The organism is Pseudomonas sp. FP2309, from assembly GCF_030687575.1.
Taxonomy (GTDB): domain Bacteria; phylum Pseudomonadota; class Gammaproteobacteria; order Pseudomonadales; family Pseudomonadaceae; genus Aquipseudomonas.
This window is the reverse complement of sequence record NZ_CP117439.1, coordinates 1261306-1285781: the sequence shown is the minus strand read 5'-3', so window position 1 is coordinate 1285781 and position 24476 is coordinate 1261306. Positions and strand designations below refer to the sequence as shown.

The 24476-nt window shown below is 57.6% G+C and carries 30 protein-coding genes; 5 read left to right on the top strand and 25 right to left on the bottom strand.

From position 1 onward, the window contains the following. Positions 1-47: 47 nt before the first annotated feature. The 23 genes from recX to PSH59_RS05655 form a co-directional block, all read right to left on the bottom strand. Entirely contained in the window at positions 48-515 is a 468-nt protein-coding gene (recX, locus tag PSH59_RS05765; RefSeq protein WP_248075744.1) for a recombination regulator RecX, read from the bottom strand. 8 nt (positions 516-523) lie between these two features. After that, the gene (gene recA, locus PSH59_RS05760) at positions 524-1582 is read right to left on the bottom strand and encodes a recombinase RecA (protein ID WP_048720087.1); all 1059 of its coding nucleotides are present in this window, start codon (positions 1580-1582) and stop codon (positions 524-526) included. Positions 1583-1665: 83 nt separating this feature from the next. Continuing rightward, positions 1666-2166, bottom strand: coding sequence for a CinA family protein (locus tag PSH59_RS05755; RefSeq protein WP_248075740.1), 501 nt, complete (start codon positions 2164-2166; stop codon positions 1666-1668). An 81-nt stretch (positions 2167-2247) separates the two neighbouring features. Then, entirely contained in the window at positions 2248-2748 is a 501-nt protein-coding gene (locus PSH59_RS05750) for a lysis system i-spanin subunit Rz (RefSeq protein ID WP_305394526.1), read from the bottom strand. After that, on the bottom strand, positions 2736-3293 hold the full coding sequence (locus PSH59_RS05745; RefSeq protein ID WP_305394525.1) for a glycoside hydrolase family 19 protein: 558 nt from the start codon (positions 3291-3293) through the stop codon (positions 2736-2738). The genes PSH59_RS05750 and PSH59_RS05745 overlap by 13 nt, the downstream gene beginning before the upstream one ends. 21 nt (positions 3294-3314) lie before the next feature. Continuing rightward, positions 3315-4325 (bottom strand): contractile injection system protein, VgrG/Pvc8 family, encoded by a 1011-nt coding sequence (locus PSH59_RS05740; protein WP_305394524.1) that lies wholly within the window; start codon positions 4323-4325, stop codon positions 3315-3317. 9 nt (positions 4326-4334) lie between these two features. Then, positions 4335-4547 (bottom strand): tail protein X, encoded by a 213-nt coding sequence (locus PSH59_RS05735; RefSeq protein WP_305394523.1) that lies wholly within the window; start codon positions 4545-4547, stop codon positions 4335-4337. Further along, on the bottom strand, positions 4540-4923 hold the full coding sequence (locus PSH59_RS05730) for a phage tail protein (RefSeq protein WP_305394522.1): 384 nt from the start codon (positions 4921-4923) through the stop codon (positions 4540-4542). The genes PSH59_RS05735 and PSH59_RS05730 overlap by 8 nt, the downstream gene beginning before the upstream one ends. Next, a complete protein-coding gene (locus tag PSH59_RS05725; protein WP_305394521.1) occupies positions 4923-6365 on the bottom strand; it encodes a tail tape measure protein in 1443 nt (480 codons plus the stop codon). Before PSH59_RS05725 ends, PSH59_RS05730 begins: the two co-directional genes overlap by 1 nt. 127 nt (positions 6366-6492) lie before the next feature. Continuing rightward, positions 6493-7065, bottom strand: coding sequence for a phage tail assembly protein (locus PSH59_RS05720; protein WP_248075726.1), 573 nt, complete (start codon positions 7063-7065; stop codon positions 6493-6495). Between the two features lie 51 nt (positions 7066-7116). Continuing rightward, the gene (locus PSH59_RS05715) at positions 7117-7623 is read right to left on the bottom strand and encodes a phage major tail tube protein (protein ID WP_248075724.1); all 507 of its coding nucleotides are present in this window, start codon (positions 7621-7623) and stop codon (positions 7117-7119) included. After that, on the bottom strand, positions 7623-8789 hold the full coding sequence (locus PSH59_RS05710) for a phage tail protein (protein WP_305394520.1): 1167 nt from the start codon (positions 8787-8789) through the stop codon (positions 7623-7625). Before PSH59_RS05710 ends, PSH59_RS05715 begins: the two co-directional genes overlap by 1 nt. 2 nt (positions 8790-8791) lie before the next feature. Continuing rightward, positions 8792-8965 carry a hypothetical protein gene (locus PSH59_RS05705; RefSeq protein WP_305394519.1) on the bottom strand — a complete coding sequence of 58 codons (174 nt, stop codon included), beginning with the start codon at positions 8963-8965 and terminating at the stop codon, positions 8792-8794. Positions 8966-9049: 84 nt separating this feature from the next. Beyond that, a complete protein-coding gene (locus PSH59_RS05700; protein WP_305394518.1) occupies positions 9050-9286 on the bottom strand; it encodes a tail fiber assembly protein in 237 nt (78 codons plus the stop codon). A gap of 9 nt (positions 9287-9295) precedes the next feature. Continuing rightward, a complete protein-coding gene (locus PSH59_RS05695) occupies positions 9296-10048 on the bottom strand; it encodes a hypothetical protein (RefSeq protein ID WP_305394517.1) in 753 nt (250 codons plus the stop codon). Between the two features lie 68 nt (positions 10049-10116). Beyond that, the gene (locus PSH59_RS05690; protein ID WP_305394516.1) at positions 10117-10659 is read right to left on the bottom strand and encodes a hypothetical protein; all 543 of its coding nucleotides are present in this window, start codon (positions 10657-10659) and stop codon (positions 10117-10119) included. Beyond that, positions 10656-11294 carry a phage tail protein I gene (locus PSH59_RS05685; RefSeq protein ID WP_305394515.1) on the bottom strand — a complete coding sequence of 213 codons (639 nt, stop codon included), beginning with the start codon at positions 11292-11294 and terminating at the stop codon, positions 10656-10658. The genes PSH59_RS05690 and PSH59_RS05685 overlap by 4 nt, the downstream gene beginning before the upstream one ends. After that, positions 11291-12286 carry a baseplate J/gp47 family protein gene (locus PSH59_RS05680; RefSeq protein ID WP_305394514.1) on the bottom strand — a complete coding sequence of 332 codons (996 nt, stop codon included), beginning with the start codon at positions 12284-12286 and terminating at the stop codon, positions 11291-11293. The genes PSH59_RS05685 and PSH59_RS05680 overlap by 4 nt, the downstream gene beginning before the upstream one ends. Beyond that, positions 12283-12615 carry a phage baseplate protein gene (locus tag PSH59_RS05675; RefSeq protein ID WP_248075712.1) on the bottom strand — a complete coding sequence of 111 codons (333 nt, stop codon included), beginning with the start codon at positions 12613-12615 and terminating at the stop codon, positions 12283-12285. The genes PSH59_RS05680 and PSH59_RS05675 overlap by 4 nt, the downstream gene beginning before the upstream one ends. Positions 12616-12627: 12 nt before the next feature. Continuing rightward, on the bottom strand, positions 12628-13236 hold the full coding sequence (locus PSH59_RS05670; RefSeq protein WP_305394513.1) for a phage baseplate assembly protein V: 609 nt from the start codon (positions 13234-13236) through the stop codon (positions 12628-12630). Between the two features lie 3 nt (positions 13237-13239). Then, positions 13240-13755 carry a hypothetical protein gene (locus PSH59_RS05665; RefSeq protein ID WP_305394512.1) on the bottom strand — a complete coding sequence of 172 codons (516 nt, stop codon included), beginning with the start codon at positions 13753-13755 and terminating at the stop codon, positions 13240-13242. Between the two features lie 22 nt (positions 13756-13777). Beyond that, positions 13778-14116, bottom strand: a complete 339-nt coding sequence (locus tag PSH59_RS05660; RefSeq protein WP_305394511.1) for a phage holin family protein — start codon at positions 14114-14116, stop codon at positions 13778-13780. Positions 14117-14706: 590 nt separating this feature from the next. Beyond that, entirely contained in the window at positions 14707-15441 is a 735-nt protein-coding gene (locus PSH59_RS05655; RefSeq protein ID WP_248075699.1) for an XRE family transcriptional regulator, read from the bottom strand. 874 nt (positions 15442-16315) lie between these two features. On the opposite strand from PSH59_RS05655, the gene PSH59_RS05650 reads away from it, so the two are divergent. From PSH59_RS05650 to PSH59_RS05635, 3 genes are all read left to right on the top strand, one after another. Continuing rightward, the gene (locus PSH59_RS05650) at positions 16316-16978 is read left to right on the top strand and encodes a hypothetical protein (RefSeq protein ID WP_305394510.1); all 663 of its coding nucleotides are present in this window, start codon (positions 16316-16318) and stop codon (positions 16976-16978) included. 868 nt (positions 16979-17846) lie between these two features. Continuing rightward, on the top strand, positions 17847-18173 hold the full coding sequence (locus PSH59_RS05640) for a low molecular weight protein tyrosine phosphatase family protein (RefSeq protein ID WP_110625432.1): 327 nt from the start codon (positions 17847-17849) through the stop codon (positions 18171-18173). 261 nt (positions 18174-18434) lie between these two features. Further along, entirely contained in the window at positions 18435-19415 is a 981-nt protein-coding gene (locus PSH59_RS05635; RefSeq protein ID WP_305393501.1) for an IS5 family transposase, read from the top strand. Between the two features lie 192 nt (positions 19416-19607). Here PSH59_RS05635 and PSH59_RS05630 read toward each other — a convergent pair whose 3' ends face one another. Both PSH59_RS05630 and PSH59_RS05625 read right to left on the bottom strand, forming a co-directional pair. Further along, on the bottom strand, positions 19608-20027 hold the full coding sequence (locus PSH59_RS05630) for a hypothetical protein (RefSeq protein WP_305394509.1): 420 nt from the start codon (positions 20025-20027) through the stop codon (positions 19608-19610). A gap of 64 nt (positions 20028-20091) precedes the next feature. Beyond that, a complete protein-coding gene (locus PSH59_RS05625) occupies positions 20092-20943 on the bottom strand; it encodes a PIN-like domain-containing protein (protein WP_305394508.1) in 852 nt (283 codons plus the stop codon). A 112-nt stretch (positions 20944-21055) separates the two neighbouring features. On the opposite strand from PSH59_RS05625, the gene mutS reads away from it, so the two are divergent. Beyond that, entirely contained in the window at positions 21056-23635 is a 2580-nt protein-coding gene (gene mutS / locus PSH59_RS05620) for a DNA mismatch repair protein MutS (RefSeq protein WP_305395270.1), read from the top strand. A 142-nt stretch (positions 23636-23777) separates the two neighbouring features. Then, positions 23778-24101, top strand: a complete 324-nt coding sequence (fdxA, locus tag PSH59_RS05615) for a ferredoxin FdxA (RefSeq protein WP_248075695.1) — start codon at positions 23778-23780, stop codon at positions 24099-24101. Positions 24102-24476 lie beyond the last annotated feature (375 nt).

Genomic DNA, 24476 nt, shown 5'->3' with positions numbered 1-24476 from the left:
CCACACGCTTACCACGGCAAGTACCTATCTGGTTTTTGTCACACCGCTCAATCGTCCAAGTCTCGACCGCTGAACAAGCGGTTGATCATCTCCATCGAAAATCCGCGATAACTCAGGAAGCGACCCTGTTTGGCTCGTTCCTTCGCATCGATAGGCAGGTGGCCGGAAAATTTTCGACGCCAAGTGTCTTCCAACTGTGACTGCCAACTGATACCGCACTCACGCAGGGCTAGATCGATATCGGCGCGCTGCAAGCCACGCTGGCTCAGTTCTTCACGAATTCGCGCCGGGCCGTAACCGGACCGAGCGCGATAGGAGACAAAGCTCTCAAGATAACGGGATTCCGACAGCAGCCCTTCTTCCGTCAAGCGGTCGAGGGCTGTGTCGATCATCTCCGGATCTGCGCCGCGCTGACGCAGTTTACGCATCAACTCGACTCGACCGTGCTCGCGGCGAGCGAGCAGGTCCATCGCAGTGCGCCGAACGGCGACGAGTGTATCCAGTACAACAGTCATCGTTTGCTTCAGATGTCAGTGTCAGCTTCTTCAACTTCTTCAACCGGCTCGCGGTTGGCGGCAGCCTTCACGTCTGGCGCAGGAGTCAGCAGCTTGTCGCGAATCTGCTTCTCAAGCGTGGCAGCGATGTCCGGGTTATCCGCCAGGAACTTGGCCGAGTTGGCCTTGCCCTGACCGATCTTGCTGCCGTTGTAGGCATACCATGCACCGGATTTTTCGACGAAACCGTGCAGTACACCCAGATCGATCATCTCGCCGTTAAGGTAGATACCTTTACCGTAGAGAATCTGGAACTCGGCCTGACGGAATGGCGGAGCCACTTTGTTCTTCACAACCTTCACACGGGTTTCGCTACCAACAACCTCGTCACCTTCCTTCACCGCGCCGGTACGGCGGATGTCCAGACGGACCGAAGCGTAGAACTTCAGCGCGTTACCACCTGTGGTGGTTTCCGGGCTGCCGAACATGACGCCGATCTTCATACGGATCTGGTTGATGAAGATCACCAGGCAGTTGGCGTTTTTGATGTTGCCGGTGATTTTACGCAGCGCCTGGGACATCAGACGGGCTTGCAGGCCCACGTGCATGTCACCCATTTCGCCTTCGATTTCAGCCTTGGGTACCAGGGCAGCCACGGAGTCGACCACGATCACGTCAATGGCGTTGGAGCGCACCAGCATGTCGGTGATTTCCAGGGCCTGCTCACCAGTGTCCGGCTGAGACACCAGCAGGTCGTCAACGTTGACCCCCAGCTTGCCGGCGTATTCAGGATCCAGCGCGTGCTCGGCGTCGACGAACGCGCAGGTGGCGCCCATCTTTTGCGCCTGAGCAATCACCGATAGGGTCAGGGTGGTTTTACCGGAAGATTCAGGACCGTAGATTTCAACGATACGGCCTTTTGGCAGGCCGCCAATGCCGAGCGCGATGTCCAGACCCAGAGAGCCAGTGGAAATAGCCGGGATCGCCTGACGGTCGTGATCGCCCATACGCATTACGGCACCCTTGCCGAATTGACGTTCGATCTGACCCAGGGCCGCAGCCAAGGCTTTCTTCTTGTTGTCGTCCATTAAAGTCCTCACGTAATCAATAAGGCCTGACGGCCAACACCTGTATAAGTAGACAGTATTGTTCCATAAAGATCAGAGATCGCCTACCCCTGATTTTCTATTTCTGCTGCAGCTCGTCGCAACAAGCCCTCTAAGGCGGCCTTTACCGTTTGTCGGCGGACCTCGTCGCGGTTACCGGGGAAGTGCTGGCGCTCGGCCGTGATCTCATCGCCCACGCCAAAAGCCAGCCACACAGTGCCCACCGGTTTATCCGGCGAACCGCCATCCGGCCCCGCCACTCCGCTGACCGCCACGGCAAATCGCGCCAGGCTGTTTTCCTGGGCTCCGCGAACCATCGCTTCCACCACTTCCTGGCTGACCGCCCCCACTTTGGCGAACAGTTCCTGCGGCACATTCAACTGCCGGGTCTTCTGTCGATTGGAATAGGTGACATACCCCGCCTCGAACCAGGCCGAACTTCCAGGAATCCGCGTGATGGCTTCCGCGATACCGCCACCGGTACAGGACTCGGCGGTGGTGACGTGAGCATTGAGCACCTGTAAACGGCGACCCAGATCAGCAGCCAGTTGAGTGATTTCCTTCACGTTCGTCTCCAGAAGTGGGTGGGCGTTCGCCTACCCTACAGGAGCAAATCGCTCATGCAAGCGACAGACTGGAACAAGAGATTAGCGGGCAACTGCGCGCACATAGGCCTGGCAAGCACGCAGTGCAATCAATCCTTCGTCGCCGGCATCGGTGATGCCGATAATTCGCTGAGCATGCGCCGGGTCAAGTCGGGCTCGCGTGGCTGCATGAACCACGCCGCCGGCGGGGGCGGTGGCGGGCATAGAACCGACACCACCGGGCTCGGTGGCGTCGAGAAGGACTGACAACCGCACATCAGCAGTGGCCAGGCGGTCGCGCAGAGCAGCCTGGTGACGTTGGGCATCGCTTAACTCCCGAGCATGTTGTTGGTCGCTGGCGCTGAGTTGTTGCTCCAGTGCCAGCCGTTTGTCGTATTCGGCCTGTTGTTGACGCAAGGCCGCCTGACTTTGCTGACTGAGCGCCTGGGCATGGGCCGTTGATTGCCGCTCCATCTGCGCCCCCAACCGCCAGGCCTGCACCTGCCAAGTCAGCACCACCAACAAGCAAGCGCCAATCAGGCGCCAAGCCCCTAGGAAACGCATAACACCGCCTTCGCCCGTGCCCATAGCTGCAAGCGGTTTTCCAGGCCATTGAGCCCGCCGTTGATACGTCGGGTGATGGCGGTGAACTGGTCCTTGTCCGCCAGTTCGTTCAGGCCATTGCTTTGCCAGAACCAGGCCGCCGACTCCGCCGCCCATTGGGGCTGCTCCAACAGTTCCGGTTGCCGCAATAAACGATCGTCGCCAAAAAGTGCCTGGCTGCACGCCAAGTAATTGCGACGCCCGGTAATCTGGATCAGCCCCCGGCCCCGATACTGCTGACCGTCGCCGTCGGCCTCGAGGGAGTTGCCCAGGCGGGCGGCCAGGGTGCCGGTATCGTATTTGCTCAGGTATTGATCGCTGCCCAGTTCGCGTACGTAGCGCAGCTCGCCGGATTCATGGCCAATTTGGGCAAGGAAGGCGGCGGTGCGTTTGGGACTGTTTATGTCGTGCCGAACAAACGCCGCATTCAGAGCGGTTAAAAAAAGGCCCGCTCTCGGGCGGGCTCCAGGCATCACTTGAAGCAGTTGTGGGAGCGAAATCACCATTGGCTTTACTCTTAAACGTCTTTATATGGACAAGCCACCGGCCGTGATCGAACTGCGGTAGCCCGTTGCCGGGTCGCCCACATGGATCACCTGGGTGATCGACCATCGCCCCTGCATATAGGAAGGCCAGGACTCATCCAGCAGCAAAAGCCCTTCAGCGGCCAACAGCGGGTTGCCTGGGCAATCGATCATCAGTGTCTGGCCTTCACGCTCGACGCGGCGCAGTTCCGCTTCAGCCACGGCACGCGCTTGCGCTTCGTTCTGGTAACGCTGGCGCAGGGTCTTGAACGGCGCGGTGCCGACTTGCACCACATGCTGCCTAGCCCCGGCGTCATCCCACCACGTGACGCGACTGCCCTTGTATTTCGAGCGGGATGTTTCATCGAGCCTGGCGGTGATGAAGGCGGATTCACCGGGGCGGTTATCCTCGGTGACAGACAGTTTCACCTCCGGCAGCAACCGGCCGGAGAGCGAGTTGATCCGCCCGGCCTCAGCCAGTACATACAGTTCATTGATCGGCTTGGTCACTGCGCGATAACACTTGGCCAGGCGAGTGATGAACGCCATGTCGCTTTCGTTGGACTGGTCGATATGAGGAATCGCAATACCGTCCAGCGCAGGCGCCACACGCGGTGAATAACCGTGGCGGCTGACCATCTGCCGGAACAATGCCCCCAGCGTCGTCGGCCCATAACTGGCGGAGCGACGCTGGCGATAGCCACTGGCGTCCGCCACGCTGAAGGGCGCAGCCGTCGCCACTATCATCAAGCGCATGGGAAACAACACCGGGGTGCGCTGGGTAATGACAAACTCGCCTTTTTCCACCAGCCCCGACTCCTGATACCCGACCCGCAGGCCGATCTTGCCGCTCAGGCTGGGCAGACCTTCCAGACCCTCGATATTAAGGGTCAGTTCCAGTCGGTCCGTCTGGATGCCGGCGGCGTCGGTGTGGCTCCAGTGCATCAGGCGTTGGTTGAGCAGCGCCGCGTTGGCGCCGTAGAACTCCACGATGGGCGTAAATCCCTGTGCCATGCCGCCTCCTCAATCCCAGGCCGAAACGGGACGCACGGCTGCGGGCCGTGTCGCCAGTTCAGGGATGACCACCCACACGCCGGCCGGCAGCACCGGGCCATATTCGGCAAGCTCGGAGTTCAGCCGCCAGAGAGCTTCTTCCGCCGCATCATCGCAACGGCCCAGTTCGCGGTAGAGCAGCAGGTTGACCGAATCACCGGCAATACTTCGTACTCTACGCATTGACGAATTCCTCCAGTTCAAGGGTCCAGGCCATAACCATGGCGGTGCCGTCATCAATCACATTACTTTGGTTTTCCACCACCGAATTGATCCGCCACAGGCCCCAGTTGCGGCCTATGCCATCGACCAGCGGCAACGGCGCCCGGGCGTTTTGCAAGGCGCGCAGTTCGTCCAGGCGCTGCATGCCCACGGCGTGCATCGCCGTGCCGCCGAACGTGAGTTTTTCCAGTTTCTGGCCGTTCTGGCGTGACTGCGGCTTGCTGGCAATGATCGTCAGGTCGGCCCAGCCACCATCGCTGTTGCGCACCAGTGTGGAATACGCGAAGCCTCGGGACAGGCCAAAAATAAAATCGCCCAATACCATTTGTTGTCGCATCAATCACCTCCTGGTGGGTCGGCCAGTGCCGCGTTGCGCCGGATGCCGAGGGTGTCGGTGACCATCGGCATGCATTGGAATTGCAGGGCCTGGATCACCTGGTTGACGACTTGCTGGGCATCGGCCGGGTTAATGCCGGTGATCTGGATGCTTGGGGCGATCGTGACCTGCACGTGTTCGGTGCGGGCGGTGTTGAGTTCCTTGCTGACGGCATTGGGCGCGGACAGACGATCGTTTGAGCCGAACAGCTTGTCACCCAGCCAGGTGCCCGCCTCGCCGCCAAGCAAGCCACCGATGACACCGCCTACGGCGGTGCCGACGCCAGGGAAAATCATTGTGCCGATGGCGGCGCCTGCCGAGGCGCCCGCCCAGGTGCCGCCGGCAGCGCCGAGGCCGGAGGCAATGGCTTTGGTATCGCCGGTGCGCAGGCCTTGAACAACGTCGTAGGCCGCGTCGGCGTACCTCAACGGGCCAAGACGGCCGGCGCCAGTGGACTCCAGCCGGGTCATCGCAGCGGCCAGGCGGGACGTTGGGGCATGAGGCGTAGTCGCTGCAGGCGTTGGGCGTGGCAAGGACACTGTGATCGGAACGGGCTTGGGCGGCAGGCTACCGGCACCACCCGGCCTCTCGAACGGCCCCCGCTCCAACGCGTCGATCAAACCGAGTGGTTTGCCTGCGTTGCCGCTCACACGCTGAGCACTGCTCAGGGCACTTTGAGTCGTCGCTACGGCCTGAAAGCCCACCCGCGATGAGTACCCCGCGCCATTGCCCAACCTGTCCGACGCGGTTCGCAGCCACGTACCAAGCTTTCCGGTTTTTTTGCCAGAGGTTTTTTTCTCTTCCGTGCGGCGATAGTCAGGTGGCAGGTAAATGCCGGGGCTGGTCGGGCCTGGAACAGGTAAGGCGGGGCAGCAGCCGTCCTTGCTTTTATCGTTTTTAAGCCACTTACCGGCGTTGGGAAACCGCTTGGCGATGGTATCCACCGCTTTGCCAGAGACTCTGCTTTTGGCCGTATCCCACAGACTGGTGAGCAGTTCCTTCCCGACAAACTTCGCGGCAGTCGCGCCGTACTCCAGGCCCTTATCCGTCCAGGAGCCTGTCGATGAAGCAGGCTCTTTTTGCTGGTTTTTCTCAGGAATCGACGTGGCATCAACCGTCTTGGTTTCCAGCGAATGACCGTTAATGAACAACGTACTGTTAAGCGTCTCCAGCGTCTCGCGCAGCCGCACTTGCTCCAGTGTTAACGCATTGAGGTCGACACTGACAGTGACCAGCGCTGCGCTGAGTTGCGACTGGGGCTCCGGCGGTGGCGCGGCATCCAGGCCCATAGGCGCGGCGAGGCCCGCGTAGAACGGCGCCAGCACATTGCCGAGGTCGGCATCGCCCATCAACCAGCGCCTATCTTCCTGGGCGAGCCTGGTCGCAAATTGAGTCTCTTGCATCCCGCTTACTCCTGTTTAACGCCAAGGCGAGTGATCGCGATGTCGTAGCGGCGCAATGCTTTTCCGGCGTTCCAGTCGAGGATTTCCGCCTCATTGACTGCGTAAATCAGCGGCACCACATCGAGGATTACTTCGATGTCGCGCTCCGAAAGAAGTCCGCCGGTTGATTTAAAAAATCGTCGATACGCTCCTGCAGTTCCGTCCAGTCGGGCACCGTCAGGCCGGCCAGGTCTGGGATCATCAGGCCGGTGCAGTGGGCGGTAATGAACTCGGCGCGCTCTTTATTGGTGGCGAGTTTTTTCATCACCTTGGTGGCGCGCAGCGCAGGCATTTCCAGGGGCAGTTCGGTCCAGGTGCGGCCGGCCGCGTCAAGGGGCAACAGCAGGTCGACGGGCTGGTCTTGCGTCGCAGCTTCGGGCGCTTGCAGGAAGAACGACGCCGGGCGCGTAGACATTTCGTGTACGTATTGGGCGATGCTGACGTAGTCCGGGCGCTTGAGTTGGTCGAGTTCTTTTTCCGACAGGCCGGTGGCGAGTTTCGCCAGCTCGAAAAACTGGTCGTCCTCGTCATCACCGGCCCGGGCCAGCGCGTCTTTTTGCGCGGCGTAGTACAGCGGTTTGAGTTGCACCTGCTCGATCGTCGCGCCGGTGTCAGCGCTAATCGGGGACAGCAGGCGGTGCAGCGGTGGCATCCAGGCCATGGGGCAATTCCTTGATCAAGTATGGGGGCGAGCGAGCCCGCCCCCGAGGGGTTACGGCATCAACACCGCGCGGCGGGCGTCGCCCAGAATGTCGACGCCATTGAGCACGAACTTCTGGGTGCGCACGTCAATGTCGATCACCGAAATGCCGTTCTCCAGGCGGTTGTAGGTGCGGCACGACAGCTCCAACGTGGTGATGGCCTTCTCGCCCATCTTCAGCTTGCCTTCGCTCAGCGATTTGAGCCTGCCGCCGACGGTGTGGTAGGTGAAGTAGGTCTTGCCGTCCTGGTCCTGGCCTGCTTCACGCACGTTCAGCAGGATGTCGTCGCCCAGGCGCACGCCCAGCGCCAGCATGATTTCCGGGCCTGCGCCTTGCAGGATCAACGTGGCGTTGAGCACCTTGCCACTCTTGGCCATTTCCTCGGCGATGAAGCGGCCGCCGGACATGGGTTCCATCTCGAACTCGATCTTCGGCGGAGTGAACTCCTCAACGGTCGCGGACAACGGCAGACCTTGAAGGGTGGCCGCAATGGCCTGTCTGACTCGGTTGGTAAACATTAGAGAACGTCCTCCAGGAACTGCTCGATGATTTCATCGCGGGCATTGAGTTGATAAACCATGTGTTCATTCGGCGCGTAGCGGCCATAGTCGATGACAATGAACCAGGTGCCGTTCTTGTACTTCTCGACACTGTTCAATTCCGGGTGCAGGTACACGCTGCCGCCGGGGATGGTTTCGTCGGCGACCAGGGTTTGCAGCCAGTCATTGATGCGCTTGACCTCCTGGTCCATGAAGGACTTGGTGAGGTTCTTGGCCATGGCCTTCTGGCCGGCCTTGACCAGCTTGCGGCTGATGGCATCTTCCAGACCGACATAGCTGAGGAACTTGCCGGTGATCGAACGGTTACCCAGCAGTGAGAAACCGCCGAGGATGGTGCGGGCGTAGTAGCTCACGCCGTAGCGGTTGAGCAGGTCGCCTTCGGTGGAGGTGTCGAGGATGTTGTACTCGACCACGCGGGAAACGTCCTCGGCGAACGTCACCTGGTTGCCCGGGCTTTCCCACTGCTTGACCTTGGCCAAGGCTGCGATGGCCAGCGAAGATGGCGACAGGAACACGTTTTTCTTCGCTGCCTTGGAATACACCGACGGCATGTTGTGCACCAGCAGGCAACGGTCGAAACCGAGGTCGGCACCGCCCAGTTCGCCACTGTAGGCCACTTGGTCGGCCACCGAAGCGTCCTTGCCATCCAGCACCACACGGGCTTTGATACGTTTGCCGAACGAGGCGAACTCGCCGGCCACGGCCTTGGTGCCGGTGAAGCCTGGGGCACCGATGATGGTCAGGTCTTCCGGGACACTGCTCAGGGCCGCCAGGCCCAGTTTACGGCCGGTGACGGGGTCGTTGCCGCCGATCACATTGTTGATCGTGTCGGCCGCCGTCGCGCCCTCTTCGACGATCACCACGTAGACCGGCACCTTCACCACTTTGAGAATCTGGTACACCGCCTGGAACAAGGTGCCCGACTCGGTACCGGTAGGGTCCAGCAGCGCCTGGGTGGTGAAGCTATTGATGCGGAACGGCGCGTTTTTCGGGATCGATGCATGGGCGTTCGGTGCGGTGCCGACCAGGCCGATCACGTTATCGCCCAGGCCACCCATGGCCTCGGGGGATTCGGTGGCATTGACGGTGATGCCGTTGTGCTCGAAGTTCAAAACCTCAGCCATGGTTATTCAGCCTTCTTTGGGGTGGAGTTGAGGACGCTGGTCAGTTCCAGACGGCCGGCGGTGCGCAGGGCGGATGCTTCGACGTCCAGCAGTTCGAGTTCCTCGCCAGCGGTAGACCAATGGCCGTTGCCGGTGGGGAATGGGATGAGGACGGTGTAGGTTTGGCGGTCAGACATGAGTGGAATTCTCCGGGTAGAAAACGCCAAAGCCCCTGCGGGAGGGGCTTTGGGGAGGCGAAAAAAAACCGCTTTCGCGGTGGGTTATTTCAGGAAGCTCGGTTTGGATGGCCATACAACGGCGTCAGGATCGCTCCCTTGATCCGGAATGTCTCGCAGGCCTTGACGGTATGCCAAGAAGGCAACTTTACTTTCATCCAACATTGGATAGTCAGGCATCGCCGCATAATCACTGGTAGCCAAATCCTGGTCACGGGCGCTACGAATGACTTGCCACTTGATGAGCGGATGAAGTTCTGCAGGTACAAAAATTGGTTTCATAATCCCTCCTTAACTCAAAGCCAACATAGTTCCCCAGTCGCTCGGACTGGTAACAACACCCGTGCAAGCGCCTGCCAACATCACTTCGACGATACCGGAGGCGGAAGTCCGCATTGGGTGGAGGTGATAATAGGCACCAAACAACTCAGTGGGAGCAACTACCGTCGAGCACCAGCGCCACTTACCTTTTTCTGCCCCAATACTCCAAGCCCCAGAAATCGAACCCTCCAAGACACGGACAAAAGCTCCCATGGTGATATAGGAGTTTAGCGGAACCGCACCTGTTCCATTAGCAAGCGCCGTGTCAACCGGATAAGGAAACGCAAGCCAGGGACTAACGTCCGCGGTTGCCCACTTCAACTGCCAGACGTTTACTATAGTTCGCCAGTACTCACTGGCTCTGATATCGAAACCAGGAAACTGCTCACGCACATCTGCTTGGACTTGAAGCATAAAGTCCACATCTGCCTGAGGACGTCCAGTAGCTTGAGAGGTGGTGGTGATTGAACGAAGCTTGTTGCCGGTAACCTCGCCATGAACGCCCCAGTTATCGATCAACTTTCCGTCAGCACTTGGATACAAATTGAAATTTTTAGTCACCGCAAGCCTTGGCAAACGCTTTTTAAGGTCTAGCAATTGCTCATCATAGGTGCGCCGAGCCTCTGCAATCGCTTTGTCAATGTCGCCAATTTTTCCAGTGACGACACTTGTAAGACTATTCGCTGCATTAACAACTGCGGCAAGCTGCTGTTCTGTACTCAAAATACAATCCCCTTGTTTGTTTTGATCCCACAGTAAATTTCGTTGGTAGGAACCAAGAAATATTACTGCTACAAAGTACTGCTCTTATTCTCAAGCCCCATCACTCGAAACAAGAGCCCGACCCCTCTGGTCATATTGTCGATACTAGCGGCAGACAAAGTCGCCAACTCATCGACCAACAACACATTCAAGTTTTCACTCCCCACCACAATCGTCACGCTCTCCGCCGGCAACGGCGAAACATCCAACGTGAACTTCTGCAGTACCCGCGCCGCCGCCGCTTTATACGTCAGCAACTTTCCTGCCACGGAATACACCGCCAGCAACGTCCCGCTGGCGAGGTAAAACCCGAACTCGCCAATCTCATACTCACCGTCGCCATCAAACAGCGCGGCCATCCTGAGTTGGCGGTCGCCCAGGTCTTCGTAATCCACAATGGCGACCCGTTGGCGCTCGTCGCGCAAGGCCACTTCCGTGCCGTCTGGGTTGTAACGGCCGGTACCGGCGCCGATGTGGGTGATTTCGCCCTTCAAACCTTGATTTTTAGCCTGCAGCACTTCATCCAAACCCTTGGAGGTGAAGCGCACCAGGCGCGTAATGTCATCTGTCATGGCTGCGCCCTGAGGTCGTAGTCGTTAATGGTGCAGTGCTGGGCAACCCCGGCACTGTTAAGCCGAGCAACCAGCGCCAATTCCGGCAAGGCACCGTTTAGATACAGCTCTGCGTCGATTAATGGCGGATGGAGAACTTGCGTGAACGCAAGCTGAGCTTCGGTTTCGTGAACGATGGTGATCGTCGCCTGATCCCGCTCACTCTTCGCTGCATTGACACGGCGGATCAGCCGATTGTGATCGCCACTGGACCAGTAGCGCCCGATGATTGCCTGCACATCAAAGGTGTAGGGCATGCCCAATGGCCGCTGCTGATACCAGGCGCTGATGTTGGGAGTGAAGCCCAGCGACTCCACCGCATGACTCAGCGCCTTGGGCGTACCCGCCTGGCGCTGGATCTGCCAGGACAAGGCCACGGTCAGGCGTTTTTCTGTCTCGCTGGCGTCGGCGTCCCATTCGCTGACACCCCGATCTGCAGCCAGGTAAGGAAGAAACTCGGTCGGCGTTTGCAGCGGGTTCATCAGCGCCGGAAACGGCGGTACAACCCGATCCAGCAACGTGCCAAACCCCATATCCAACGCTTTATCCAACGGTGAGCTGTTGGCCGGCAACAAACTCGTTTCAGGTTTACTCATAGCGTACGCACCTCCACCTCGACACCCGTGCAATACGGGGCCTGGAACGCGGTGCCGACAATCGGCTCCAGCGGTTCAAGGATTTGCAGCTGCGCCGCGCCGGCGCTGTGGATGGCGTAGTCGATCCAGCTCGGATCCACCCGCCCTTCCAGGCGATGACAGGACTCTGCGTAGCTTCGCAGCAACGCTTGGGCTGCGGCCTGAGTCAAACCCGAATCCGGGCCGGCATTGATCCTGGCGACCACGCGAATGTTGTAGCGCAGGATCTGCGCCCCTTGCACGGTCACCAGATCGGTCTCTGGTCGTACATCCGGCCGTGCGAAATGTCGGCGAACACCGTCAAGCAAATCCGCAGATGGCGTACCGTCGCCCTCACGAGAAAGCACGGTGACCATGACTTCACCAGGCGCGGTACGCCGGCCGTTGCCATCCTTGACCTGCACTGCGTAACCATCTGGATCGAAGGTATAGGTAACGGTCACCACGCCCGGTGTGGCGCTTTGCACTTTCACCGCCGGCCGTTCCCCCAGGGTGAAAACCTCGCGGCGATACTGCATGCGCGAGCCCGCCGCAGGGGCGTGCGGCGCCAGGTAGTAGCGCAGACGGGCGTCGTCGTCGCTTTCCAGGGTCGGCGGCACCGGTGGGAAAGCCGCCGGGTCACCGGGGTCGAATACTTGGCGCTCCAGGCCCATATCGGCCAGGCGTGCATCCAGATTGCTGCCGGTGGCCCACCAGGCCAGCATCTGCTTGATGCGGGCGTTGTATTGGCGTTCATGGGTTTGCAGGCGCACGCAAAAGGCTTCCAGGGCCAGGGTCAGCAGTTCGCTTTCATTGTCGAGGCTGGCCTTGAGTTTGATTGCGCTTTGGGGCGCTCGGGTGGCGACGTAATCGACGACGAACGCCTTGAATTCGGCCAATAACGGTTCGAATTCATCGACGGTAATGAGGGCCGGCTCCGCCAGTTGGTTCTGGCCTGGGATCAACATGCTCATGTCACGACCTCGAAGGATTGTTGGCGGTTTTTCCAGGTGCCGGCGAACCGCAACAGCAAACCGGCTCCCTGGCGGGTAGCAACGATGACCTGGGGTTGAAAATCGGCGATGCCGTTCTGCACGTTATAAAACGCCTGGGCAGCGTGGCTCTGGGCGAGAATCAACAGGTCATCGCCGAGGTTTTGGCCGAGCAGTTGGGGGATCAGCGAGCCATACAACGGGCGCTTCTGGCGAGTGCCCAGGGGGGTGGTCAGCGCTCGGGTGGCACGCTGTACAAATTGCAGCCAGTCGTCGACGGCTGCCCCGGTGTTTCGATCGATGCCGATCATGGGAGGTCCTTGTCAGGGGCTGATGACGCGACCTTGGTGGTCCACCACCGGGCCGCTGAAGTGCGCGCCGCTGGCATCCAGTACCAAGGCGGTGCCGCCGATTTGCAGGGTGAGGCCCTGAGCGTTGATCGTGAGGCTGGCGGCGCCGACCTTGGCCTCGACATGTTCACGAGAGCCGGTGAACGTGGTCGGGCCATTGACCCAGTTGAAGGTGTGGCTCGCGTCGTCGTAGTCGCTTTGCGTGCCGTCCTGATGGCGTCGCCGGGTCAGCGAGGCAACACTGGAAACGGGTGGAAAAAGGCTACTGTTGAGGCCGAACAACGCCACGGATTGAGCGCCGCCTTCCCCACCGCCATAGTTGAGCAACAGGCATTGTTCGCCGACCGAAGGAATGCGGGTTTCGGTCTGCGCACCCGCGCTGGGGTTGAAGAAGCGAATGGCCGGGGTAAGCAAATCACCGTGGCTGACCTTACAGGTGTTGCTGGCGGCATCGACCTGCTGGCAAACGCCAATCCGGCAGAAGCTTTCAGCACGTCGGTACAGGTCTTCGAGCTGGGCTTCCATTTCTGCCAGGCGCTCGACGATCGGCCCCAATTGCATACGCAGCAATGCATCGAACATGGGCTACTCCCCAAGTGGCTTGTATTGATCAGGGTCATCGATGTTCGAGACGTCCCAGGTGCTGGCGAACAGGGATTGGCCTGTAGGGTCGTTGAGCAACACCGGTCCGATGTAGAGCGTTTGAGTGAAGGAAACCGTCCAGGTGTCGTAGTCCCTTTCTCCGGCAGCCTGCGAAGACGGAGCGGCAACAATATTCGTCGGCAAATCGCACTGGGCCTGAGGCAGAGTCCAACGGTTATCCAGCACCAGATCCATCAGTTGGCTGGCCAGGTCGCAGGCCTCAAACGGCAAGGCCCCTTGCGCCACCATGGCCGTAAGCGAAATCGCCAAGGCATGCGCCTTGCGCCCTTCGCGGGAGCGAATCCCGGGGCCATTGCCTTCGACCGTGACCAACACGCCAGTTTTTACCCCATCGTTCTGGAAGTCCCGGTGACTGCCGACCTTCAGGTCCGGAAAGACGGCGTGCAGCGCCTCAGCAATGGCGTGAGGCAGTTGAGATGGCTTTTCGATAAGCGTCATTTGAGTAGCATCCTTGCAACAGTTACTGCGGATCCTGGCGGGAGCCTTCGGCGATCCCGATGCGCTTGGCCGCCCAGCGCTCGTAAAGCCCGATAGCCACATCGGCGCCGGCCATGGCGGTCAGGCAACCAATGGCACCGGCCGTCCAAATCGACATGCCCGCGGCATAACACAGCATCAAGGCTGAAACGCCGCAGACCATGCAGGCCCCGGACCGCAAGGCCAGGCGGCGGATCAGCGACCACCCCCGCGCGCCTTCTTTGTCTGCACGCCACATTTCTCCCGACACCCCGCCGATCACTGCCAATACGACGACCAGCCAGATAGGCATTTCCGCTAACGCTTGCTGTTCATTTGTCATGTCACGCCTCCTGGCTGAGCACTAGATAGTCCATTTTTTCATTTACACAGGCTTCGATAGGTAGTCATTCCAAAAAGCCCGGTCGCCCGGGCTTTTCAGTAATGATGTCCTCGGACTTTCGGCGCTACTGGCGCGGTACGGTCCTTTCCTCAATGTTTTTCCGACCACGATCCCTGTCTGCCGGATAACTGCTTCTGGTGCTTTACGCTGCACACCCGGGTCAGTTGCCAACCCTCTGAACCGTCAAGGCCGGTTCATCGCTGCCTGTTTTTGAAGCGGTACAACTAAAGAGCGTCGGCGTCCTTGCCGGTGTTGCCTGGCATCCTTGCCACCGCTTCGATGGCGTCCTTGCCGATGTTGCGTGCCTTCCTTGTCTTCCTCGACAGCATCCTTGCCGCCTCCACCAGACCTTGTTGGCCGGCTTGAGATGAAGAATATGCATGTATGCATATACAGTCAATGCATTGATGCATTTATTTTTGCTTAAAAATGCACGAATGCATTCAAAGCCTTGCCGGCGTGGGGTTTGGTGTTTTCTACAGGCGAAAAAAAGCCCGCTTCGTTAGCGGGCTTCGTCTTACAGAATAAGATTAGCGAGCGTACATACCCCACCAGAACACATGACCAAGAATGCTGATCTGCTCATCCTGAATCTCCTGAAAGCTGTAGTCCTCGTCCGGATGTTCGTCGCGATTGAAACTGCGCAGGCGTATCCCGGAAGGCAGGCGATAGAGCTGTTTGACTCGCAATTGGCCGTTGTGATTGATGGCATACAGGTCGCCATCGACGATGTCACCAATCCCACTCTTGCCAGCATTGACCCCGACCGTCGCGCCATCGCGCAGCACTGGCAACATGCTGTTGCCTCGGACCGTCACACACTTGGCCTGGTCGAACTGCACACCGTTATGCCGCAGGCTGCGTTTTCCAAAACGCAGGCTGGCCTTCTCGCTTTCCTCGATGACGAATCTTCCTGATCCAGCAGCCAATTCAACCTCGCGCAGAAAGGGGATCGACACCTCGTCATCATTAACGGGGGTGTCGTCGTCCCACAGGCTTATGTCCTTGAGTTCCGAATGCATCGGGTCACGCCCTTCTTCGCGCGCCCCCCCGAGCGACGCACGCCCACGCAGTTGGTCCGTGCTGACGCGGAAGTACTCGGCGATACGCGAAATATGCTTGTCCGATGGATCAACGATCTTGCCGCTGAGGATCCGGGACAGCGTGGATTGAGGCACGCCGGTACGCCGGTGAAGCTCCGTGGGGGAGATCCGGTCGCGGTCCAGCAGCTCTCTTAGGACGATAGAAACGTTGCGTTTTTGCATAGCGCGGATAGTGACGGGACTTTTAAGCTCTGGCAAATGCTAAATTGCATTAAACATGCATTATTTATGCACTTGCCATGCCTTTTAGCAGACCTGCGAACCGCCGACCTTGCGTGTTAACCTTGCCGCCATCGCACAATCAGCAGGGCCAAGCGCCCCTTTTGTCACACACCTTTTAAAGAATTTGCCAATTATCCAATGAGTAAAAACACGTCCGATCTGTCCTCCCACACCCCCATTGTGTATGGGTATGGGGGCGGTTTTAACGGATGAGTCCGTGGTTGCTGGCCCAACCGCCCGTTCACATATGATTGCATAAATGCATAATTGGCATTGGATGGCATAGATTGGCGTACGGTTTGCCCCATTTTTGCCCCATGCATGCGACTGTGAGCTCGGCCCCCCCGCCGTCCTATGATGTTTGGGCGTAGCACTCAGAACGCCCCAGCCGGACAAACTAATCAGCTGAATCTTCCCGCTTTTTAGCAATTTTCAAGCAGGTGCTAGCACACAGCGCGGCTGGTCGCGATTGATCGCAATCAGGAGTTCGTCAAGATGACGCTCGCAGTGCTAATGACCTCGGAGTGACAGCGAACACGTAACTTTCGGTCATACGTGTTTTCACCGTTCGGGCCAGTAACGGTCGTGAGAATAGGTAAAAATCCATCCCCTCTCAGACCCGCCTAAGAGCTAGTAGCGCAAAGTCAGTACAGAGATGTATTATCCCAGTCATGCGCACATCGGCGCATGCTGCCCACCTTGGCTCACCTGGTTCGCCGGGACGATGAAGTTTTTAAGGTTTGCGTAGATTCCATAGTTGGCGGAATTCGGCAGTGGGCACTGGATAGATCCGCTTCAACTTTTGGAGCACTGCATGGACCAACCTCATATCACTGCGACCGCTGTCGAGAAACTCAAACGCGCAGCGAAGTCTCATCGCAACACCTCTGGTTTCCCTTTAGCTGCGGCGCTCGACCACGTTGCTGCACTGGCTGGCTATTCGAACTGGAAACGCGTCACCGAACTCGCCGCTAAGCCCCCTCTTATAGATACCCACCTATTACCAATCAAACACCGTCACCTGTGCACTTGGGTAGTGCCTAAGGGCAGCATGCAGCTCAAGCAAGTGCATACAGTTTCTGAGCTGTGCGAGGCGTTAGGTGCTCCGACCCCAATTTTCATTCGTCATGCCTGCGAAATCGCAACCCCGGATAACCCTTGCTTTTGCCAGCTAGACCCGTTCGCCACAGCAATGCTGGCTGGCGTTGCATTAGACATCGGAGATAAGTACGACTTCTGGAATTACTTGTTCGATGCTAGCAAGCCAGCGCGTGAATACCCTGCTTGGCAAAAGCGCGTGGTCGTTGGCCTGGGGACATCGGACCATTACCCCAACGAGCATCTGACAACGCGTAACAATAATGATCGGAGCGATACGCTGAACCCTAATAACTCTGCGCACAAAGCTGCAACAAACAACCGGTCCTCTCAGATGAACCCCAACAATACGAGGTATCTGGGCCATGAAAGTGACTGATCCAACTCCAAACGGCATTTCAATAGCAGGGACGCTTTGTAGAACGCTTCTTGGCCGACAGCTTCTCATATAGACAAGGGAGGGCAGCTTGATCTAGCGGTCGACTCAGGCCCTTAGCTCTTCACCGCGAGAGGCTGCTTTGGGCCGAGCGCTGTCATTTCGGACGTAGCGTGTGTGGAGCGTGGACAGGTATTCGAACCCCTTCTTACGCCCCTACGGGCCGCTTCAGGCCAGAAAATACGGTGTTCTCCCCCCTCACCCTTGGCGTAATGCGGCCAACGGCGGCCCCGATTCTGCCCTAATTTTGCCCTAAAATCCGGCTAGCCTGGTAACGCCAACGCTTAATTGACCCACGTGCTGACGTGCGATTAACCCACCCTCAAGTCAACACAAATCCAGTAAAAGTAGTGGTTCTCGGGGAGTCTGCCCGGGTCATTGAGATCTCGGCAACTGGGTCAATTCGGCGCCGGCGCCAACAATGAGGGGCAGAAGCCGACCCAGAGCAGCCTTTCGGCACCGGCAGAAGTCGGCCGTTTGGCGCTGAGACTGCCTACAGTCATTAGCTGCTGCTAGTATCAAGCGCTCAACCTATCTAGCCCCTGCATCGATTCACGTTTACTATATTTCCAACTCGTATTACTGCGGCTGCTGAACCCGGTACTCACGAGGATATAACGATGAAAAGAACCCGCGCCTGGAGACGTATGCAGGCCCTTAAATGCAGAGGCGACAATACGGTTCGACCGCTGGAGTGCAAGCCAGAAAAGCATTGGAAACTGATGTACACCCGCGCAGCCAAACTGTACAGAGCACACCAACTCGGGATGAGCTATCCCATCCGCACAACCCGTCAACTACTGGATCAAGAGTGACTAACCTCCTGTTCGTCTGTAGCCGTAACCAATGGCGTAGTCCTACTGCGGAAGCGATCTGGCGCCGTCGTCCCGGCTTCAATGCCCGTTCAGCTGGAACCAGTCCAAATGCACGTAAACCTATCAGCCCAGCGGATATTCGCTGGGCTGATGTGATCTTTGTCATGGAACGCAAACACCTTAATCGTCTTCAGGCTGAATACGCCCGCCTTCTTGAACACAAACGGCTCCACTCTCTCGATATTCCAGATGATTACCGCTACATGGATCCTGAACTGGTGGGCATGCTTGAAGACATTGTGACGTCCTACCTCACCACATAGGCTTCATGCGGAAACGACTGTCGCAGGAATGGTCGCGGATAAGCCTGCGGGCCGATCTAGACCTTCTATTGCGTTTAAAGATCAAGCTCACACCCATTAGCCGCCATTTGTGACGGGCCACTTACGGCCAGAAGCAGACGATCGACGTTTTTAGTGCCATTATGATATTCCGGCGGCCCGGCAAAATTATTTTCTAGGGAAATCCTGAAAAAGACTTCCTGATTTGGCAAAATCTCCGGACACCAATCGCCGAGCTTTTCAATGAAGCAAATGACCTTCGCCGATGCCGAGTACGCCGGTAAGCGCAAGCAGACCCGCAAGGAATTGTTCCTGATCGAGATGGATCGTGTCGTACCCTGGAAGGGTTTGATTGCCCTGATCGAACCTCATTACCCGACGGGCGAAGGGGGGCGTCCGGCCTATCCTTTGATGGCGATGCTGCGGGTTCATCTCATGCAGAACTGGTTCGGTTACAGCGATCCTGCGATGGAAGAAGCGCTGTACGAGACGACGATCTTGCGCCAGTTTTCAGGTCTGAGCCTGGAGCGGATCCCAGATGAAACTACCATCCTCAACTTCCGTCGCCTGCTGGAAAAGCACGAGTTGGCCGCTGGTATTCTCGGCGTGATCAATGGCTATCTGGGCGACCGTGGCTTGTCGCTGCGACAAGGCACCATCGTCGATGCCACGCTGATTCATGCGCCCAGTTCGACCAAGAACAAGGACGGCAAACGCGACCCTGAGATGCATCAAACCAAGAAAGGTAACCAGTATTACTTCGGTGCCAAAGCTCACATTGGTGTCGACGATGAGTCAGGGCTGGTGCACAGCGTGGTGATCACTGCGGCCAACGTCGCGGACATAACCCAAGTCGACAAACTGCTACACGGTGCTGAGAACGTGGTCTGCGCCGATGCAGGCTATACCGGTGTCGAGAAGCGCGAAGAGCATGCGGGACGCCACGTCATCTGGCAGATCGCAGCCCGGCGCAGTACCTACAAAAAACACGGTAAACGCAGCGCGCTGTACAAAGCGATGCGCAAGATCGAGAAAGCCAAGGCCCAGGTTCGCGCCAAGGTTGAGCATCCATTTCGAGTGATCAAGCGTCAGTTTGGTTATACGAAAGTGCGTTTCCGAGGCTTGGTGAAAAACACTTCTCAGATGGTGACGCTGTTCGCCCTGTCGAACCTTTGGATGGCGCGTCGATATTTGCTCTCCAGCGCAGGAGAGGTGCGTCCGTAATGAGGGAAATAGCTGCTGCGAGGAGCGTTCAGCGGAAAAAATGGATGGAATAGGCGGCAGACGTGATCGGTTTTGAACGGCTGCCGTTTTTTGAAAGCGCCTATGGCTCAGCAGTCGAAAAATAGCGGCCTACTTCAGACTATCCCTAGACCTCATATGGACAAACATGCAACGCCACCAAATACATTAAAATTAGGACCTTCCATCACCATGTATGAAAGAGTTCAAAATATGTAAACGCCGCTGCTCATCAATAATTTGCAGATCGAGCTTCGCTAAATCTTCCGCAGCACGCCTTCTTCTGCGCACTTCTCTTGGATCATTTGGGCCTCTAAAAGAAAGCGACCCCTGATACGCCTGTCGTGCAGCAATCAAACTCGCTAGTGATTGTTGTGCGGCTACCCGAGCGGAGATAATGTTTGGGTCGATGTTGGTGTTCTGACCAAGACTGAGATTATCATCTTCAAAACCTGCAGATTGCCACTCCTCATCCGTAGTTCCATCATCGTGTAAAAGCTGCCACGCGACCGCATCATCAAAAGCCGCCTCTCGAACTTCTTCAATAACAGACTCCGAAGTCTTCTGATCAAGGTATTCGTTGGCAAAATTCAAAAAGCCATGATAACTGTAGAGATAAAAGTCTTGTCCCGTTAAAGCATTAAACTCTTCTATTAGTTCAGGAAGAGGCCCCAGTTTTTTTTCCTGACTGCTCAGCCCACCAATCGGGCTTCTGATCGCCAGTAACCAAGATAACTGGGCGCTGCTCTTCCTTTGCTTTCTCAATAACCTGATACCAAATAATGAGGTCGCCGTATCGCTTCCGGATCTCTTCAGTAATAGTTGACCCTTTATGCTTGCCTTTATCCTCAAAGCCAGGTGGTGTATTCTGTGCGTATCGCTGCTCGCCCTCTTTAACTATCTCGACAAGCCGCTCCTCTGCAAATGCACTCCCGACTTTTCCAGCAAGAATTTCAGCCAAGACATCCTTAACATCATCATTAGTGATACGGCCATCGTAAAATTGGCGACTAGCCTCAAGCTCCGCAAGCACCTTTTGAGAAACGGTATTAAATTCACCATATACTTCAGCAGATAAAAACGGATGCTTCGTCACAACTTCAAAACCTGACAACATGCCTTGAAGCTCGGCAATACTCGCCACATAAAGCTGCGCCTGATCGTGCACAATTTTCGCACGATTGTCTAAAAACTCATAAATAACACGATGCGGAATCCACAAACGATCAGCCAACGCACGCATCAGCTTATATTGCGCATCACGCGCTTCTTCTGAGCGGCGATATATACCTGTGAGAACATTAGTATCAAAGACAAAAAGACAGTTTTCCCAAAGCTTTACTCTGCGATTCTGATCGGTTGCAAAATGATGCGAAAAAGCCTCTCTCATTTTCGTCCCTGGCTCGATAAAAATTTGAGCCTTGATAGCACACAGCCATTTGTTTGACCATCCTGCTTCTGGTATCCACGAGTGAGCGTAGCGCCGCCCTATGGTAACCTCCTCGCTCACTTTCCAACCGTGCCGGCACCCCAGCCTTTCATTGATAATTTAGAAGATGAAATGCCCCATTTTTGCCCCACGCACTTAAGCAGATAGCGCTAAACAACTGATGAATAAAGCAATTTCTGACTTGTCCAGTCACACCCCCATGATGCAGCAGTACTGGCGCCTGAAAAACCAGCACCCTGATCAGTTGATGTTCTATCGCATGGGCGACTTCTACGAGATCTTCTATGAAGATGCGAAGAAGGCCGCCAAGTTGCTGGATATCACCCTGACCGCGCGCGGGCAGTCGGCGGGACAGGCGATTCCGATGTGTGGGATTCCTTACCATTCGCTGGAAGGCTACCTGGCCAAGTTGGTCAAGCTGGGTGAGTCGGTGGTGATCTGTGAGCAGATCGGCGATCCGGCCACCAGCAAGGGCCCGGTGGAACGCCAGGTGGTGCGCATTATTACGCCGGGCACGGTGAGTGATGAGGCGTTGCTGGATGAACGTCGCGATAACCTGATCGCCGCGGTGTTGGGTGATGAGCGTTTGTTTGGCCTCGCGGTGCTGGATATCACCAGCGGCAACTTCACCGTGCTCGAAATCAAGGGCTGGGAGAACCTGCTGGCGGAGCTGGAGCGGATCAATCCGGTGGAGCTGATGATCCCGGATGATTGGCCCAAGGACCTGCCGGCAGAAAAACGCCGTGGGACAAAGCGTCGCGCACCGTGGGATTTCGAGCGTGACTCGGCACTGAAAAGCCTGTGCCAGCAATTCTCGGTGCAAGACCTCAAGGGCTTCGGTTGCGAAACCCTGACCCTGGCCATCGGTGCCGCCGGTTGCCTGCTCAGCTACGCCAAGGAAACCCAGCGCACGGCCCTGCCGCATTTACGCAGCCTGCGCCATGAGCGCCTGGACGATACCGTGGTGCTCGATGGCGCCAGCCGTCGCAACCTGGAGCTGGATACCAACCTCGCCGGCGGGCGCGATAACACCCTGCAATCGGTGGTGGATCGCTGCCAGACCGCCATGGGCAGCCGCTTGCTGACCCGTTGGCTGAACCGTCCGCTGCGTGATTTAAGCGTGCTGCAAGCGCGTCAGTCGTCTATTACTTGCCTGCTGGACGGTTACCGCTTTGAGAACCTGCAGCCGCAGTTGAAAGAAATCGGCGATATCGAGCGCATTCTGGCGCGGATCGGCCTGCGCAACGCACGTCCTCGTGACCTGGCGCGCCTGCGCGATGCCCTCGGTGCCCTGCCGCAACTGCAAAGCGCGATGGCCGAGCTGGATGCGCCGCACCTGCAACAGTTGGCGGCAACCGCCAGCACCTATCCGGAACTGGCGACCCTGCTGGCCAGAGCGATCATCGACAACCCGCCGGCGATCATCCGTGATGGCGGCGTTCTAAAGACCGGTTACGACACTGAGCTGGACGAGCTGCAAGCCCTGAGCGAAAACGCCGGACAGTTCCTGATCGATCTGGAAGCCCGGGAAAAAGCCCGAACCGGCCTGGCCAACCTGAAGGTCGGTTACAACCGCGTCCACGGCTACTTTATTGAGCTGCCAAGCAAGCAGGCCGAGCAGGCGCCGATTGATTATCAGCGTCGGCAAACCCTCAAAGGGGCCGAGCGCTTTATCACGCCGGAGCTCAAAGAATTTGAAGACAAGGCACTGTCGGCCAAGAGCCGCGCCCTGGCCCGGGAAAAGATGCTGTATGAAGCGCTGCTGGAGGATTTGATCGGCCAACTGGCACCGCTGCAGGATACCGCCGCGGCGCTGTCGGAACTGGATGTGCTGAGTAACCTCGCCGAGCGTGCGTTGAACCTTGACCTGAACTGCCCACGATTCGTCAGCGAGCCGTGCATGCGGATCGTGCAAGGTCGTCACCCGGTGGTGGAGCAGGTACTGACCACGCCGTTCGTCGCCAACGACCTTTCGCTCGACGACGATACCCGCATGTTGGTGATCACAGGTCCGAACATGGGCGGTAAATCCACCTACATGCGCCAGACCGCGTTGATCGTGTTGCTGGCGCACATCGGCAGCTTTGTGCCGGCAGCCAGTTGCGAGCTGTCCCTGGTCGATCGGATTTTCACCCGGATCGGCTCCAGCGATGACCTGGCCGGTGGGCGTTCGACCTTTATGGTGGAAATGAGCGAAACCGCCAACATCCTGCACAACGCCACCGAGCGCAGCCTGGTGCTGATGGACGAAGTCGGTCGCGGCACCAGCACATTCGACGGTCTGTCCCTGGCCTGGGCGGCGGCCGAGCGGTTGGCCCATCTGCGCGCCTATACCTTGTTTGCCACCCACTACTTCGAGCTGACCGTGTTGCCGGAAAGCGAGCCTCTGGTGGCCAACGTGCACCTCAATGCCACGGAGCACAACGAGCGCATCGTCTTCCTGCACCATGTGCTGCCAGGCCCGGCCAGCCAGAGTTACGGCCTGGCCGTGGCACAACTGGCCGGTGTGCCGAACGACGTGATCCTGCGCGCCCGCGAGCACCTCAGCCGCCTTGAGACCACTGCGTTGCCCCATGAAAACGTAGTCGCCAGCCCGGCCAAGGCCACCCGCAAACCCGCTGCGCCACATCAGAGCGATATGTTCGCCAACCTGCCCCATCCGGTGCTGGACGAGCTGGCAAAGCTTGATCTGGATGACGTGACGCCACGCAAAGCGCTTGAAATGTTATATGCACTGAAGACTCGGATATAACGCTGATGCGTTCAAGCTGGTAGACTCTCGCGCGGTTTGGGATGCTGCGGGCTCTTAGCCTGGCCTGCAGACTATCGCTCCCGAACCTCGCGAGCCCTGCCACAAAGGGTTTCGCTGCCGCCGCCTGAGGAGAGAATTAGAAATGACCTTCGTCGTCACCGACAACTGCATCAAGTGCAAGTACACCGATTGCGTAGAAGTGTGTCCGGTGGACTGCTTCTACGAAGGCCCGAACTTCCTGGTTATCCACCCGGACGAGTGCATCGACTGCGCCCTGTGTGAACCGGAATGCCCGGCCGTCGCGATTTTCTCCGAGGACGAAGTCCCGGCAGGTATGGAACAGTTCATTCAGTTGAACGTTGAGTTGGCTGAAATCTGGCCAAACATCACCGAAAAGAAAGACCCGCTGCCGGACGCCGCCGAATGGGATGGCAAACCCAACAAGGTTGAGCAACTAGAGCGTTAAAAGCGCCGCACCCCAACGAAAAAAGGCCCTTCAAGGGCCTTTTTTGCGTTCTGGAAGACCCATTCACTTTTCTACAGGCGAAAAAAGGGGCGGTATGACCCGCCCACATTTTTTCCCTAGTCCCTGTATTCCTTTTTCATCATCCTGATGAATCGCATCCTGCGACGTTCCCTGAGCCATCGCTCCGTGATGGCTGTGTCAATCCGTGGACACAGGACTGATGTTAGAGAGTTCCAAGGGAAGTTCAACGGGATGCTACCGACGCTCCAACGGGCTTAGTAGCTAGACACGACATAAATAGTTGTTATATTTCAACGATATAGAAAAATATCTCGAAGTTTTGAGACGCTCCGAACGAATAAAAGCCCCAAACAC

Excerpts from the sequence above, each read along its gene's own strand:
- PSH59_RS05665 (WP_305394512.1), bottom strand. The coding sequence starts at position 13,755 with ATGACGCTTATCGAAAAGCCATCTCAACTGCCTCACGCCATTGCTGAG.
- PSH59_RS05740 (WP_305394524.1), bottom strand. The coding sequence starts at position 4,325 with ATGGCACAGGGATTTACGCCCATCGTGGAGTTCTACGGCGCCAACGCG.
- PSH59_RS05675 (WP_248075712.1), bottom strand. The coding sequence starts at position 12,615 with ATGATCGGCATCGATCGAAACACCGGGGCAGCCGTCGACGACTGGCTG.
- PSH59_RS05650 (WP_305394510.1), top strand. The coding sequence starts at position 16,316 with ATGGACCAACCTCATATCACTGCGACCGCTGTCGAGAAACTCAAACGC.
- PSH59_RS05730 (WP_305394522.1), bottom strand. The coding sequence starts at position 4,923 with ATGCGACAACAAATGGTATTGGGCGATTTTATTTTTGGCCTGTCCCGA.
- PSH59_RS05685 (WP_305394515.1), bottom strand. The coding sequence starts at position 11,294 with ATGAGTAAACCTGAAACGAGTTTGTTGCCGGCCAACAGCTCACCGTTG.
- recA (WP_048720087.1), bottom strand. The coding sequence starts at position 1,582 with ATGGACGACAACAAGAAGAAAGCCTTGGCTGCGGCCCTGGGTCAGATC.
- PSH59_RS05660 (WP_305394511.1), bottom strand. The coding sequence starts at position 14,116 with ATGACAAATGAACAGCAAGCGTTAGCGGAAATGCCTATCTGGCTGGTC.
- PSH59_RS05680 (WP_305394514.1), bottom strand. The coding sequence starts at position 12,286 with ATGAGCATGTTGATCCCAGGCCAGAACCAACTGGCGGAGCCGGCCCTC.
- PSH59_RS05700 (WP_305394518.1), bottom strand. The coding sequence starts at position 9,286 with ATGAAACCAATTTTTGTACCTGCAGAACTTCATCCGCTCATCAAGTGG.
- PSH59_RS05635 (WP_305393501.1), top strand. The coding sequence starts at position 18,435 with ATGAAGCAAATGACCTTCGCCGATGCCGAGTACGCCGGTAAGCGCAAG.
- PSH59_RS05720 (WP_248075726.1), bottom strand. The coding sequence starts at position 7,065 with ATGGCCTGGATGCCACCGCTGCACCGCCTGCTGTCCCCGATTAGCGCT.
- PSH59_RS05670 (WP_305394513.1), bottom strand. The coding sequence starts at position 13,236 with ATGTTCGATGCATTGCTGCGTATGCAATTGGGGCCGATCGTCGAGCGC.
- PSH59_RS05745 (WP_305394525.1), bottom strand. The coding sequence starts at position 3,293 with ATGGTGATTTCGCTCCCACAACTGCTTCAAGTGATGCCTGGAGCCCGC.
- PSH59_RS05655 (WP_248075699.1), bottom strand. The coding sequence starts at position 15,441 with ATGCAAAAACGCAACGTTTCTATCGTCCTAAGAGAGCTGCTGGACCGC.
- recX (WP_248075744.1), bottom strand. The coding sequence starts at position 515 with ATGACTGTTGTACTGGATACACTCGTCGCCGTTCGGCGCACTGCGATG.
- PSH59_RS05715 (WP_248075724.1), bottom strand. The coding sequence starts at position 7,623 with ATGTTTACCAACCGAGTCAGACAGGCCATTGCGGCCACCCTTCAAGGT.
- PSH59_RS05710 (WP_305394520.1), bottom strand. The coding sequence starts at position 8,789 with ATGGCTGAGGTTTTGAACTTCGAGCACAACGGCATCACCGTCAATGCC.
- fdxA (WP_248075695.1), top strand. The coding sequence starts at position 23,778 with ATGACCTTCGTCGTCACCGACAACTGCATCAAGTGCAAGTACACCGAT.
- PSH59_RS05750 (WP_305394526.1), bottom strand. The coding sequence starts at position 2,748 with ATGCGTTTCCTAGGGGCTTGGCGCCTGATTGGCGCTTGCTTGTTGGTG.
- PSH59_RS05735 (WP_305394523.1), bottom strand. The coding sequence starts at position 4,547 with ATGCGTAGAGTACGAAGTATTGCCGGTGATTCGGTCAACCTGCTGCTC.
- PSH59_RS05705 (WP_305394519.1), bottom strand. The coding sequence starts at position 8,965 with ATGTCTGACCGCCAAACCTACACCGTCCTCATCCCATTCCCCACCGGC.
- PSH59_RS05725 (WP_305394521.1), bottom strand. The coding sequence starts at position 6,365 with ATGCAAGAGACTCAATTTGCGACCAGGCTCGCCCAGGAAGATAGGCGC.
- PSH59_RS05690 (WP_305394516.1), bottom strand. The coding sequence starts at position 10,659 with ATGACAGATGACATTACGCGCCTGGTGCGCTTCACCTCCAAGGGTTTG.